Origin of the sequence: Cellulomonas septica, assembly GCF_012396155.1 — a bacterium.
GTDB classification, from domain to species: Bacteria; Actinomycetota; Actinomycetes; order Actinomycetales; family Cellulomonadaceae; genus Cellulomonas; species Cellulomonas septica.
Genome location: NZ_JAAXOY010000034.1, coordinates 1 through 11,991 on the forward strand (window position 1 = coordinate 1; position 11,991 = coordinate 11,991).

Annotated in this window: 14 protein-coding genes and 1 pseudogene; all 15 read right to left on the reverse strand. The window is 72.0% G+C overall.

The features are described from left to right. A partial coding sequence (locus HGA02_RS02980; protein WP_343035235.1) for a TetR/AcrR family transcriptional regulator occupies window positions 1–855 on the reverse strand: 855 nt, incomplete at its 3' end. A 137-nt stretch (window positions 856–992) separates the two neighbouring features. Further along, a complete protein-coding gene (gene nucS, locus HGA02_RS02985; protein ID WP_162351262.1) occupies window positions 993–1,688 on the reverse strand; it encodes an endonuclease NucS in 696 nt (231 codons plus the stop codon). Between the two features lie 66 nt (window positions 1,689–1,754). Then, a complete protein-coding gene (locus tag HGA02_RS02990; RefSeq protein ID WP_343035238.1) occupies window positions 1,755–2,168 on the reverse strand; it encodes a DUF2550 domain-containing protein in 414 nt (137 codons plus the stop codon). A gap of 13 nt (window positions 2,169–2,181) precedes the next feature. Continuing rightward, window positions 2,182–2,475 carry a F0F1 ATP synthase subunit epsilon gene (locus HGA02_RS02995; protein WP_130781871.1) on the reverse strand — a complete coding sequence of 98 codons (294 nt, stop codon included), beginning with the start codon at window positions 2,473–2,475 and terminating at the stop codon, window positions 2,182–2,184. 111 nt (window positions 2,476–2,586) lie between these two features. Further along, window positions 2,587–4,068: a F0F1 ATP synthase subunit beta gene (gene atpD / locus HGA02_RS03000; RefSeq protein WP_168677431.1), complete on the reverse strand. Its 1,482-nt coding sequence runs from the start codon at window positions 4,066–4,068 to the stop codon at window positions 2,587–2,589. A 64-nt stretch (window positions 4,069–4,132) separates the two neighbouring features. Beyond that, window positions 4,133–5,032 (reverse strand): F0F1 ATP synthase subunit gamma, encoded by a 900-nt coding sequence (locus tag HGA02_RS03005; RefSeq protein WP_162351258.1) that lies wholly within the window; start codon window positions 5,030–5,032, stop codon window positions 4,133–4,135. 1 nt (window position 5,033) lies between these two features. Beyond that, window positions 5,034–6,662 (reverse strand): F0F1 ATP synthase subunit alpha, encoded by a 1,629-nt coding sequence (atpA, locus tag HGA02_RS03010; RefSeq protein WP_168677438.1) that lies wholly within the window; start codon window positions 6,660–6,662, stop codon window positions 5,034–5,036. 78 nt (window positions 6,663–6,740) lie between these two features. Further along, entirely contained in the window at window positions 6,741–7,553 is an 813-nt protein-coding gene (locus HGA02_RS03015) for a F0F1 ATP synthase subunit delta (RefSeq protein ID WP_168677443.1), read from the reverse strand. Continuing rightward, a complete protein-coding gene (locus HGA02_RS03020; protein ID WP_168677445.1) occupies window positions 7,553–8,146 on the reverse strand; it encodes a F0F1 ATP synthase subunit B in 594 nt (197 codons plus the stop codon). The genes HGA02_RS03015 and HGA02_RS03020 overlap by 1 nt, the downstream gene beginning before the upstream one ends. After that, window positions 8,143–8,394 (reverse strand): ATP synthase F0 subunit C, encoded by a 252-nt coding sequence (gene atpE / locus HGA02_RS03025; protein ID WP_013771954.1) that lies wholly within the window; start codon window positions 8,392–8,394, stop codon window positions 8,143–8,145. The genes HGA02_RS03020 and atpE overlap by 4 nt, the downstream gene beginning before the upstream one ends. Before the next feature lie 95 nt (window positions 8,395–8,489). Beyond that, window positions 8,490–9,293, reverse strand: coding sequence for a F0F1 ATP synthase subunit A (gene atpB, locus HGA02_RS03030; RefSeq protein WP_168677456.1), 804 nt, complete (start codon window positions 9,291–9,293; stop codon window positions 8,490–8,492). 259 nt (window positions 9,294–9,552) lie between these two features. Continuing rightward, window positions 9,553–10,038, reverse strand: coding sequence for a Cg1360 family ATP-synthase-associated protein (locus HGA02_RS03035; RefSeq protein ID WP_168677447.1), 486 nt, complete (start codon window positions 10,036–10,038; stop codon window positions 9,553–9,555). Continuing rightward, on the reverse strand, window positions 10,035–11,147 hold the full coding sequence (locus tag HGA02_RS03040; protein ID WP_168677449.1) for an MraY family glycosyltransferase: 1,113 nt from the start codon (window positions 11,145–11,147) through the stop codon (window positions 10,035–10,037). The genes HGA02_RS03035 and HGA02_RS03040 overlap by 4 nt, the downstream gene beginning before the upstream one ends. After that, on the reverse strand, window positions 11,144–11,812 hold the full coding sequence (locus tag HGA02_RS03045) for an L-threonylcarbamoyladenylate synthase (RefSeq protein WP_124342286.1): 669 nt from the start codon (window positions 11,810–11,812) through the stop codon (window positions 11,144–11,146). The genes HGA02_RS03040 and HGA02_RS03045 overlap by 4 nt, the downstream gene beginning before the upstream one ends. Next, window positions 11,809–11,991: pseudogene (locus tag HGA02_RS20720) on the reverse strand (hypothetical protein); the annotation flags it as partial. The gene HGA02_RS03045 and the pseudogene HGA02_RS20720, both read right to left, overlap by 4 nt.

An 11,991-nucleotide genomic window follows, 5' to 3' on the forward strand; every position in this document is an offset into this window, starting at 1 on the left:
CGCAAGATCGGCGTCTCCACGCGCGCCGAGGCGCTCGACGTCGTCGTCGACCCGCATCGCCTCGCGCACGAGGCGCAGCAGGTCGTCCGTGACGCGGCGGGCGACGGGCAGCCGCGCGAGGCTCACCAGGCGGCCGACGAGCGGCGCCGCACCGTCGACGAGCGCGCGCGTGCGCCGCTGACCGGGCGACGCGTCATGCACCCAGAACAGGGTGACGCCGAGCTGCGCGAGCCACAGGAGCTCGGGCAGGTCGGCGCGCAGGTGCCGCGGCACCGCGGGTGCGGCTGCGTCGACGACCTGGCGGAACACGTCCTCGCTGGTCGTGCGCGCCCCACGGGACGCCGGGGAGAAAGGGCTCGCCGCCGACGTGGGCCGGATCGCCACGGTGACGAACTCCGTCCCGAACGCGTGGTACCCGGCGAACGCGTCCAGCCCGGCGTGCAGCACGCCGCGCAGCAGCGTCGGGAGGTCACCGCCCGCGGCGAGCACCGCCGCCGACCGCCGCGCGTGGTCCTGCGTCACGTCGAGGTAGAGCTCCTGGACCAGGTGGTCCTTCGAGGCGAAGTGGTAGTACGCGTTCCCGGTCGCGACACCGGCCTCCTGCGCGACGAGCCGCATCGTCGTCGCCGCGTACCCGCGCTCCCGGAACAGCCGCAGCGCCGTGGCCCGCACGAGCGCACGCGTGTCGCGCACCTCGCGGACCCCACGCACCTCGCGGACCCCACGCGCCTCGCCGACCCCAGCCGCCTCGCCAGCACGAGGAACCTCGCCGGCCTCCGGCGCCTCGCGGGCCTCGGGCATGGCGCCGTCCGGCACCTCGCCCGCCTCGTCGCGACGGGCGTCCGACTCGTCCATGCCCCCGCTCCTCCTGGTTGAACATGTTCAACTGAACGTGTTCAACACCGTAGCGCAGGATGCCGGAAGCACGGAGCAGTCGGTGCTGTGACACGACCCACGCGGTCCGCGTCGCAGGCGGACGGGACGCGGGTCGGCTAGAAGAGGCGCGAGTCGACGTCGTCGACGCCGCGCATGGCGTCGTAGTCGAGCACGAGGCACGAGATGCCGCGGTCGGTCGCGAGGACGCGCGCCTGCGGCTTGATCTCCTGCGCCGCGAACACGCCTCGCACGGGGGCGAGCAGCGGGTCGCGGTTGAGCAGCTCGAGGTAGCGGGTGAGCTGCTCGACGCCGTCGATGTCGCCGCGGCGCTTGATCTCGACCGCGACGGTGCCGCCCAGCGGGTCCTTCGCGAGGATGTCGACCGGGCCGATCGCCGTCGGGTACTCGCGGCGCACGAGCGTGTGCCCGTCCCCGAGCAGCAGGATCTGCGCGGCGAGGAGCTCCTGGAGGTGCGCCTCGACGCCGTCCTTCACGAGGCCCGGGTCCACGCCCAGGTCGTGCGCCGAGTCGTGCAGGACGTCGTACAGGTCGATCTCGAGCCGGTCGTCGGACTTCGTGTGCTGCACGGTCCACACGGCCGTGACGCCCGCCGCGCGGGACTCGTCGTCGGGCTCCCCCACGACCATCGTGCAGGGCGGGCTCATCCAGTTGAGCGGCTTGTACGAGCCGCCGTCGGAGTGCAGCAGCACGCTGCCGTCGGCCTTGACGACGAGCAGACGCGTCGCCCGCGGCAGGTGGGCGTTGAGCCGGCCGCTGTACCGGGCGGCGCACGAGGCGACGACGAGACGCATGGACGACCTTCTGTGAAGACGGGGCGTACGGCGAAGACGGGGCGTGCGGCGGGGGGGCGGAGCCCCTCAGATCACCGAGCCGACGTGGGACGGCGTCGCCTCGATCCACGACGTGAGCCCGGCGTACGCGTCGGGGGCCATCATGAGGTGGACCGTGCGGCCACTCACGCGGCAGGTGACGACGACGACGTCGGCGCCGCTCGGGTGCGTCCCCGCGACGCGCTCGACGACGGCCAGACCGGAGCGGTCCCAGCGCATCGACGGACGGGGCGAGAGCGACCAGCGCCGCCACCAGTAGAGCCGCTGCGAGCCGTACTGGGCGATGCCGAGCGACCAGGGTCCGGACTCGGACCGGCCGACGGCGCACCGGAACGAGCCCACCCGCCGCTCGAGCGTGTGCACGCGCGAGACCCACATGAGCACGACGGCCAGGAGCAGCGCAGCAGCGCCGATCAGCAGGCCGACGACCACGGGGCTCACCGTCGCGTCGACCTCAGTGCGCGTCGCCGGCGGAGGCCGGTCGGGTGCCGGACGCGACCGTGTCGACGACGACGGTCACGGTGTCGGAGTCGACGGACAGGAAGCCGCCGTCCACGTGCCAGCGCAGCGGCTCGCCGCCGCCGACCGGCTGGACCCGGACCTCGCCGGGGCGGAGCACCGACAGGATCGGGGTGTGGCCGGCGAGGATGCCGATCTCACCGTCGGCAGCCGGCGCCGACACCTGACGAGCGGTGCCCGACCAGACCTTGCCGTCGGTCGCGACGAGGTCGACCTCGAGGTCAGCCACGGACCTCCTCCTTCACGTTCGATGCGGGGGCGGCGCGCCCTGCGACGCGCCGTCGGCGGAGAACCGCCGTCCCGCGCCGGGCGTTGCGGCCGGGCGCGGGACGGGAGGGTCTCAGACGCCGTACTCCTTCTGGATGCGGGCCCAGTTGCGCTCGAGGTCCTCGAGCCCGCCGATGTTGAAGAACGCCTGCTCGGCGATGTGGTCGAACTCGCCGTCCGCGATCTTCTTGAACGCCTCGACCGTCTCGGACACCGGGACCGTCGAGCCCTCGACGCCGGTGAACTTCTCGGCCATGTAGGTGTTCTGCGAGAGGAACTGCTGGATGCGGCGCGCCCGGGCGACGACGGTCTTGTCCTCCTCGGACAGCTCGTCGACACCGAGGATCGCGATGATGTCCTGCAGCTCCTTGTTGCGCTGGAGGATCGACTTCACGCGCGTCGCCACGTCGTAGTGGTCCTGGCCCACGTAGCGCGGGTCGAGGATGCGCGACGTCGAGGCCAGCGGGTCCACGGCGGGGTACAGACCGCGCGACGCGATCTCACGCGAGAGCTCGGTCGTCGCGTCGAGGTGCGCGAAGGTCGTCGCCGGCGCCGGGTCGGTGTAGTCGTCCGCGGGGACGTAGATCGCCTGGAGCGACGTGATCGAGTGACCACGCGTCGAGGTGATGCGCTCCTGCAGCAGACCCATCTCGTCCGCGAGGTTCGGCTGGTAGCCCACCGCGGACGGCATGCGCCCGAGCAGCGTCGACACCTCGGAACCGGCCTGCGTGAACCGGAAGATGTTGTCGATGAAGAGCAGCACGTCCTGCTTCTGCACGTCGCGGAAGTACTCCGCCATCGTCAGCGCGGACAGGGCGACGCGCAGACGCGTGCCCGGCGGCTCGTCCATCTGGCCGAAGACGAGGGCCGTCTTGTCGAAGACGCCCGCCTCCTCCATCTCGACGATGAGGTCGTTGCCCTCACGGGTGCGCTCGCCGACACCGGCGAACACCGACACACCACCGTGGTTCTGGGCGACGCGCTGGATCATCTCCTGGATGAGGACCGTCTTGCCGACGCCCGCACCACCGAACAGACCGATCTTCCCGCCCTGCACGTACGGCGTGAGCAGGTCGATGACCTTGATGCCGGTCTCGAACATCGTGGTCTTCGACTCGAGCTGGTCGAAGGCCGGGGGCTTGCGGTGGATCGGCCAGCGCTCGGTGATCTCGAGCGTCTCGCCCTCGGGAAGGTTGAGCACGTCGCCCGTGACGTTGAAGACCTTGCCCTTGGTGACGTCACCGACGGGCACCGAGATCGGCGCACCGGTGTCGCGCACCTGCGCACCGCGGACGAGGCCGTCCGTCGGCTTGAGCGCGATGGCCCGGACGAGCGAGTCGCCGAGGTGCTGGGCGACCTCGAGGGTCATCGTGAACGCGCCCTCGCCCTCGCCCTGGCTCGACAGGTCGATGTCGACCTGCAGCGCGTTGTAGAGCTCGGGGATCTGGTCCGCGGGGAACTCGATGTCCACGATCGGACCGATGACGCGGGCGACCCGACCCACGCCGGGCGTGCCGGCGGTGGCGGCCGTCTCGTCGACGGTGGTGGCGGTCATGTCTGGCCTCGCTTCGCTCGTCCGGAGCGGCGCTCCGGCATGGTCTGGGGTCGTGCGGTCGGGGTCAGGAGGCCGAGGCGAGCGCGTCGGCGCCCGACACGATCTCGCTGATCTCCTGGGTGATCTCGCCCTGGCGGGCCTGGTTCGCCAGGCGGGTGTACGTGCGGATGAGGTCCTCGGCGTTGTCCGTCGCGGTGTGCATCGCGCGCTGACGGGCCGCGAGCTCCGAGGCGGCCGCCTGGAGCAGCGCCGCGAAGATCCGCGACCGCACGTAGCGCGGCAGGAGCGCGTCGAGCACGACCTCGGGGTTCGGCTCGAAGTCGTACAGCGGCAGCGCGCCCTTGTCGTCGGCGGGCGCGACGCCCTCGACGACCTCGAGCGGCAGCATCCGGACGACGCGCGGACGCTGCGTCACCATGTTGACGAACTGCGTGTAGACGACGTGCACCTCGGCGATGCCGCCCTCCTCGGCCGGGGCGCGGAACGCGTCGAGCAGCGTGTCCGCGATCTCCCGGGCGACCTCGGGGGACGGCGCGTCCGAGTGACCCGACCACTGCCCCACGAGCTCGCGCCCGCGGAACGTGTAGTAGGTCACCGCACGACGACCCGAGACGTAGAGGGCGACCTGCTTGCCCTCGCCCTCGAGCCGCGCGATGAGCCGCTCCGTCTCGCGGATGACGGACGCCGAGTAGGCGCCCGCCATGCCGCGGTCGGAGGCGACGAGGAGGACCGCGACGCGCTTCGTGTCCGACCGCTCCACGAGGAACGGGTGGGAGACGTTGGAGTGCGTCGCGACCGCCGAGACGGCGCGCGTGATCGCCCGCGAGTACGGCGACGCCATGCTCACGCGGTCCCGCGCCTTGCCGATGCGGGACGCAGCGATCAGCTCCTGCGCCCGGAACATCTTCTTGAGCGACTGGGTGGACTTGATCCGCTGCTTGTAGACGCGCTGCGATCCGGCCACGTCAGGCCTTCTTCTGCCGGACGATCTGCTCCTGCTCGACCTCGACGTCCGCGCCCTCGTCGGCCCCGCCGACCAGCGGCGAGCCGTCGGCCTTGAGGAAGCCGTTGCGGAAGTCGTCGACCGCCTTCGCGAGCGCGTCCGTCGTCTCGTCGTCGAGCTTGCCCGTCGACGCGATCGTGGTGAGCACCTCGGTGTTGCGGCGCAGGTGGTCGATGAGCTCGGACTCGAAGCGACGCACGTCCTCGACCGGGACGTCGTCGAGCTTGCCCTTGGTGCCCGCCCAGATCGAGGCGACCTGGTCCTCGACCGCGAACGGCGAGTACTGGCCCTGCTTGAGCAGCTCGGTGAGGCGGGCGCCGCGCGCGAGCTGGGCACGCGACGTCGCGTCGAGGTCGGACGCGAACATCGCGAACGCCTCGAGCGAGCGGAACTGCGCCAGGTCGAGCTTGAGCGTGCCGGAGACCGACTTCATCGCCTTGACCTGCGCGGCACCGCCGACGCGGGAGACCGAGATGCCGACGTCGACCGCGGGACGCTGGTCGGCGTTGAACAGGTCGGACTGGAGGAAGATCTGGCCGTCGGTGATCGAGATGACGTTGGTCGGGATGTACGCCGACACGTCGTTCGCCTTGGTCTCGATGATCGGCAGGCCGGTCATCGAGCCCGCGCCCAGCTCGTCCGAGAGCTTCGCGCAACGCTCCAGCAGGCGGGAGTGCAGGTAGAAGACGTCACCGGGGTACGCCTCGCGGCCCGGCGGGCGGCGCAGCAGCAGCGACACGGCGCGGTAGGCCTCGGCCTGCTTCGACAGGTCGTCGAACACGATGAGGACGTGCTTGCCGCCGTACATCCAGTGCTGGCCGATGGCCGAGCCGGTGTAGGGCGCCAGGTACTTGAAGCCGGCGGGGTCGGACGCGGGAGCCGCGACGATCGTCGTGTACTCGAGCGCGCCGGCCTCCTCGAGGGCGCCACGCACGGAGGCGATGGTCGAGCCCTTCTGGCCGATGGCGACGTAGATGCAGCGGACCTGCTTGGTCGGGTCGCCCGACTCCCAGTTCGCCTTCTGGTTGATGATCGTGTCGATCGCGATCGCCGTCTTGCCGGTCTGGCGGTCGCCGATGATCAGCTGACGCTGGCCACGGCCGATCGGGATCATCGAGTCGATGGCCTTGATGCCGGTCTGCAGCGGCTCGTGGACCGACTTGCGGGCCATGACGCCGGGGGCCTGCAGCTCGAGGGCACGACGGCCCTCGGTCGCGATCTCGCCGAGACCGTCGATCGGCTGGCCGAGCGGGTCCACGACGCGGCCCAGGTAGCCGTCGCCGACGGGCACCGAGAGCACCTCGCCGGTGCGGCGGACCTCCTGGCCCTCCTCGATGCCGGTGAACTCGCCGAGGACGACGACACCGATCTCGCGGACGTCGAGGTTCAGCGCGAGGCCGAGCGTCCCGTCCTCGAAGCGCAGCAGCTCGTTCGCCATCGCGCCCGGCAGACCCTCGACCTGCGCGATGCCGTCGCCGGCGAGCGTGACGCGGCCGACCTCTTCGGACACCGCACCGCTCGGCTCGTACGTCTTCACGAAGCTGTCCAGCGCGGCCCGGATCTCCTCCGGCCGGATCGTCAGCTCAGCCATTGTTCCTTCTCCTCATCGGACGCACGCGGTGCGTGCGGTCTCACAGGTCATGGGTGCACTCGCGGGGGCGGGCACCGGTCAGCTGGCAAGTCGTCGTCGGGCGTCGGCGAGACGCGCCAGCACGGTCGCGTCCACGACCTGAGGGCCGACCTGCACGCGCAGGCCACCGAGCACGTGCGGGTCGAGCACCACGTTGAGCTGCACGACCCGCCCGTAGGCGCGCTCGAGGATCTCGGCGAGCCGGTCACGCTGCGCGGCGGTCAGCGGCGTGGCCGTCGACACGGTCGCGACCTGCCGCTGCCGGCGTGCCGCGATGAGGTCCGCGAGGTGGCCGAGCGCCGGGACGTAGCGACGGCCGCGCGGGGCGGCGGCGAGCCGCTTCGCGAGCGTCGCGGTCACCGGCGACGTCCGCCCGGCGAGGATGTCCTCGACGAGCTTCGCGCGAGCCGCGGCCGGCACGGTCGTGTCGAACAGCGTCCGACGCACCTCGCGCTGCCCGGCGAGCGCGCGCGAGAAGCGGAAGAGCTCCTCCTCGACGCGGGCCAGGGAGCCGTCGGCCTCGGCCGTGGCGAGCACCGCGTGGAACGCGAGGTGCTCGGTCGCCTCGGTCAGGTCCTCGTCGGCCGACCAGCGCGACCGGACGAGCCCCTGGGCCGCGTCGACGACCCGGGGGTCGGCAGCGGCGAGCAGGCGCCCGACGAGCCCGGCCTTGGCGTCGCCGTCGATCGACGGGTCGGCCAGCGTCCGGCGCAGGGAGCCGGAGGAGTCCAGCGCGTCGACCAGGGCGAACAGCTGCTCGCCGAGCTCCGACGAGTGCGCACCGGCAGCATCGAGGACCGGCTCCCACCGCTCCTCCGCCGCCGCCAGCGACGCCCGACTCGTCCCGCGCATCAGTTCCCCTTACCTGCGTCCGCCGTGCTGGCGGTGTTGGCGGCGAGCTCGTCGAGGAACCGGTCGACGACGCGCGACTGGCGCACCTCGTCCTCCAGGGCCTCGCCGACGATCTTCGACGCGAGCTCCGTCGCGAGGGTCCCGACGTCCTGCTTGAGCTGGACGGCGGCCTGCTGACGCTCGGCCTCGATCTGGCGGTGCGCGGTCTCCGTGAGGCGAGCGGCCTCCTCGGAGGCCTTGGTGCGCGCCTCGGCGACGATCTGGCTGCCCTCGCCGCGCGCCTCCTCGCGGATGCGGGCGGCCTCGGTGCGGGCCTCCTGCAGCTGCGCCTGGTACTCGTCGCGAGCGGCTGCGGCCTCGGCCTGGGCCAGCTCGGCCTTGGCCAGACCGCCCTCGATCTTGGCGGTGCGCTCGTCGAGGATCGCCTGGAACTTCGGGAGCGCGTACTTGTAGAACGCGATCGCGATGATCAGCAGGACGACCGCCGACCAGAAGATGTCGTACGGAGCGGGGATGATCAGGTCGATGCCCTGGACCTCCTCGCTCCCCTCCGCGGCCGTCACGAAGGCCGCGGGGAGCGCGGCGAGGCTCACGGGAAGAGGAAGCCCGTGATCAGGCCGAGGAGGCCGAGGACCTCGACGAAGCCGATACCGATGAACATCGTCGTGCGCAGCTGGCCGGCGACCTCGGGCTGACGGGCGATGCCCTCGATCGTCTTGCCGATGAGGATGCCCAGACCGATACCGGGGCCGATGACGGCGAGGCCGTAGCCGACGGTCGCGATGTTGCCCGAGACGGCGTCCGCCGCCGCGAGGATGGTGCTGGTGTCCGCAAGAGCCACGGTTGCTCGTTCCTTCCGTTGGGTACCCGACCGGTCGGCCGGCTACTCGATCGTGGGGTGAGGACCGCGGGGGCCCTCGGGGGTGGGGACGACGGTCAGTGTTCCTCTTCGACCGACAGGCTGATGTAGACGGCCGTCAGGACGACGAAGATGTACGCCTGCAGCGCCGCGACGAACGCCTCGAACAGCGTCATCGCGAAGCCCGCGGCGAAGGTGAGGGCGCCGAACGCCTTCATGGCGGGCGCGGCCTCGAAGATGAAGAACTGCGTGGCCGAGAAGCAGAGCACGAGCATGAGGTGCCCGGCGACCATGTTGGCCATGAGTCGGATCGCCAGCGTGGCGGGCCGGATGATGAAGACCGTGAGGAACTCGATCGGCGTCAGCAGCACGTACATGAACCACGGGACGCCCGGGGGGAACAGGCTCGCCTTGAGGAAGCCGCCCACGCCGTGCGCCTTGACGCCGGCGCCGAGGTACATGACGTAGACCCACAGCGCGAGGACGACCGGCAGGCCGATCAGCGCGGTGCCGGCGATGTTGATGCCGGGGATGATGCCGGTGATGTTGAACGCGAGGATCGCGAAGAACAGCGTCGTCAGCAGGGGCACGTACTTGCGCGCGCGGTCCTTGCCGAGGATCTCCTCCGCGACGTTGACGCGGACGAAGTCGAGCAGCAGCTCGATGACGTTCTGGAAGCGGTCCGGCACCAGCTTGGCCCGGCGGGCCGCGACGACCATGACCACGACGAGCACCAGCGAGACGAGCAGACGCACCAGCTCGATCCGGTTCAGCTCGAAGAGGGTGCCCTCGAACAGGACCGGCGGCGGGAAGAAGTCGGTGATCGACGGCGGGTGGAATCCACCGCTCTCGCCCTCGTGCGTGGCGAACGGCGCGATCATCGCGAGGCTGGACAGAGCGAGCTCCTGGTGGTCGTGATGCACCGCGGCCCGCGTCGTCGTGGGCATGCGAGCGGCACCTGGCCGTCATGGATGGCAGGAAGCCTAACCTATGAATCCGCCGCTCCTGCACCGGCGTCCGCCCTCCCGGGGGGCCCTTCGACCCATCCGGCGGAGCGTGCCCGCGTGGCGGGTCCGGACGGGCCCGGACGACGTCCGGCCGCCGCCGCGCGCGAGGCGCGCGAGCGGTGGGGAGCGGGCGTCAGGCGGAGGGCTCGACGTACGGGACGCGCCCGCGCGAGACCGCCCGGTAGTCCAGGTACGCCGACCCGAGGACGCCCGCCGCGAGCACCGCGGCGAGGACCGGCTTCGAGTAGAAGTCGAGGTCGCGGATGAGCGCGAGGACGACGATCACGACGATCACCTTGCCGAGCCACGCACCCATGACGACGGCCGCCATCTTCTGCGGCGACGAGTGCGACGTGGCGAGCATCGACACGACGGTGGTGCCCGAGAACACGAGCGCGAGCCCGACGCCGATGAGCGCGCCCCACACCCCGGGCAGGCCTGCGACGAGCCAGCCGATGCCGACGCCGAGGACGGTGAGCGCACCGAGGAGCAGGAGCGTGTCGCGCAGGGCGGTGCGGAAGACGGCGTCCGCCGCGGCGCTCGTGCCGCCGGGCTGCCGCGCGGGGGTGGTCGTGGCGGGCTCGGGGACGTCGGGGCGGTCGGCCGGGTCGGTCGTCACGGTGTCTCCAGGGGTGGGGCGGTGGACCGGTCCCGCAGGGGACCGAGGGTGAGCAGGGTCGCGGCCAGCACGCCGACGCCGAACGCGACGAGGACGGCGGTCGTCGACCACACGACGAGCGCGGCGACGCCGAACGCGAAGACGCCCGTCCAGACGTACATGATCGCGACCGAGCGCCGGTGCGAGTGGCCGAGCGCGAGCAGGCGGTGGTGCAGGTGCATGCGGTCGGGGTGGAACGGCGACTTCCCCTGGCCGACGCGCCGCAGGACGGCGAGGGCCATGTCGAGCAGGGGCAGCACGAGCACCGCGAACGGCAGCAGCATCGGCAGGTAGGCGGGAAACTTCTGCCGGTCCATGACGCTCTCGAGCTCGATCTGGCCCGTGATGACGATCGCGGCGGCGGACATGACGAAGCCCAGCAGCATCGACCCGGAGTCGCCCATGAAGATGCGCGCCGGGTACAGGTTGTGCGGCAGGAAGCCCAGGCAGGCGCCGACGAGGACGGCGAGCACGAGCGTCGCGAGGCTCGCGTAGTCGTCGCGCCGGACGTCGACGATGAGCTGGTACGAGTAGAGGAAGAAGGCGGCGCCGCCGATCGCGAGCACGCCCGCGGCGAGGCCGTCGAGCCCGTCGACGAAGTTCACGGCGTTCATCGCGACCACGACGGTGAGGATCGTGATGACGACCCAGGTGCGGTTCGACAGCAGCGTCGTGCCGGCGATGGGCAGCTGGTAGAGGATCACGCCCTGCCAGGTGAGGAACCCGGCGGCGAGCACCTGGCCGATGAGCTTGGTGAGCCAGTCGAGGTCCCAGATGTCGTCGGCGACGCCGAGCGCGACCACGAGCGCCGCTCCCCCGACGATGCCGACGATCGGGTGCGGGTTGTCGTACACCCCCGCGAGGAACGGCATGCGGCTCGAGACGAGCAGCGCGACGAGGATGCCGACGAACATCGCCATCCCGCCGAGCCGCGGGGTCGGGATCGCGTGCACGTCACGCGTGCGGACGGCGGTGATCGCGCCCCACCGCAGCGCGCACCATCGTGCGAGCGGCGTCATGAGGAACGTGACCGAGGCCGCGACGAACAGCGCCAGGAGGTAGACCCTCACGGGCCGGGCTCCGCGGGCGGGGCAGGCGGCTCGACGGCGGCGACCTCCGCGAGCTGCTCGAGCGTGAGCGCGCCGGCGCGCACGAGCCGCAGCGTCGGACCCGTGGCGTCGACGATCGTCGAGGCCACCTGACCGGGCGCGTCACCCGCGTCGAGGTAGACGGCGACGGCGTCGCCGAGCTGGTCGAAGGCGTCCTGCGCGGTGACCGCGGCCGGCGACCCCGTCCTGTTCGCGCTCGACACGGCCATCGGGCCGGTGCGGCGCAGCAGCGCGAGCGCGCTCGGGTGGTCGGGCACGCGCAGCGCGACCGTGCCGTGCGTCTCGCCCAGGTCCCACGCGAGGGACGGCTGGGCGCGCACGATGAGCGTGAGCCCGCCGGGCCAGAACGCCTCCGCGAGGGCGCGCGCCTCCGCCGAGACCTCGGTCGCGAGGCCGTCGAGCGTGCGGACGTCGGGCATGAGCACGGGCGGCGGCATCTGCCGGCCGCGGCCCTTCGCGTCGAGCAGGGCCTGCACCGCGGGCGGGGTGAAGGCGTCGGCGCCGATGCCGTAGACGGTGTCCGTCGGCAGCACGACGAGGGCGCCGCGGGAGACCGCAGCGACCGCCTCGTCGATCGCGGGACCCCAGGTGGACGGATCGGACGCCGGCAGGATGCGCTCGCTCACGAGGGGGAGTCTCCCACGTCCGGCTGTCCGTCCAGGACGGTCCCGGCCGGGGTCGAGGGGACGTCCGACGCCCCCGTGCCCGGGCCTCGGCGCGCGACGAGCATGCGGGGCCGGCCCGTGAGGTCCGGGCGGCTGGACACGTCGACGAACCCGCCGGTCGCGTGCGCGACGTCGCGGGC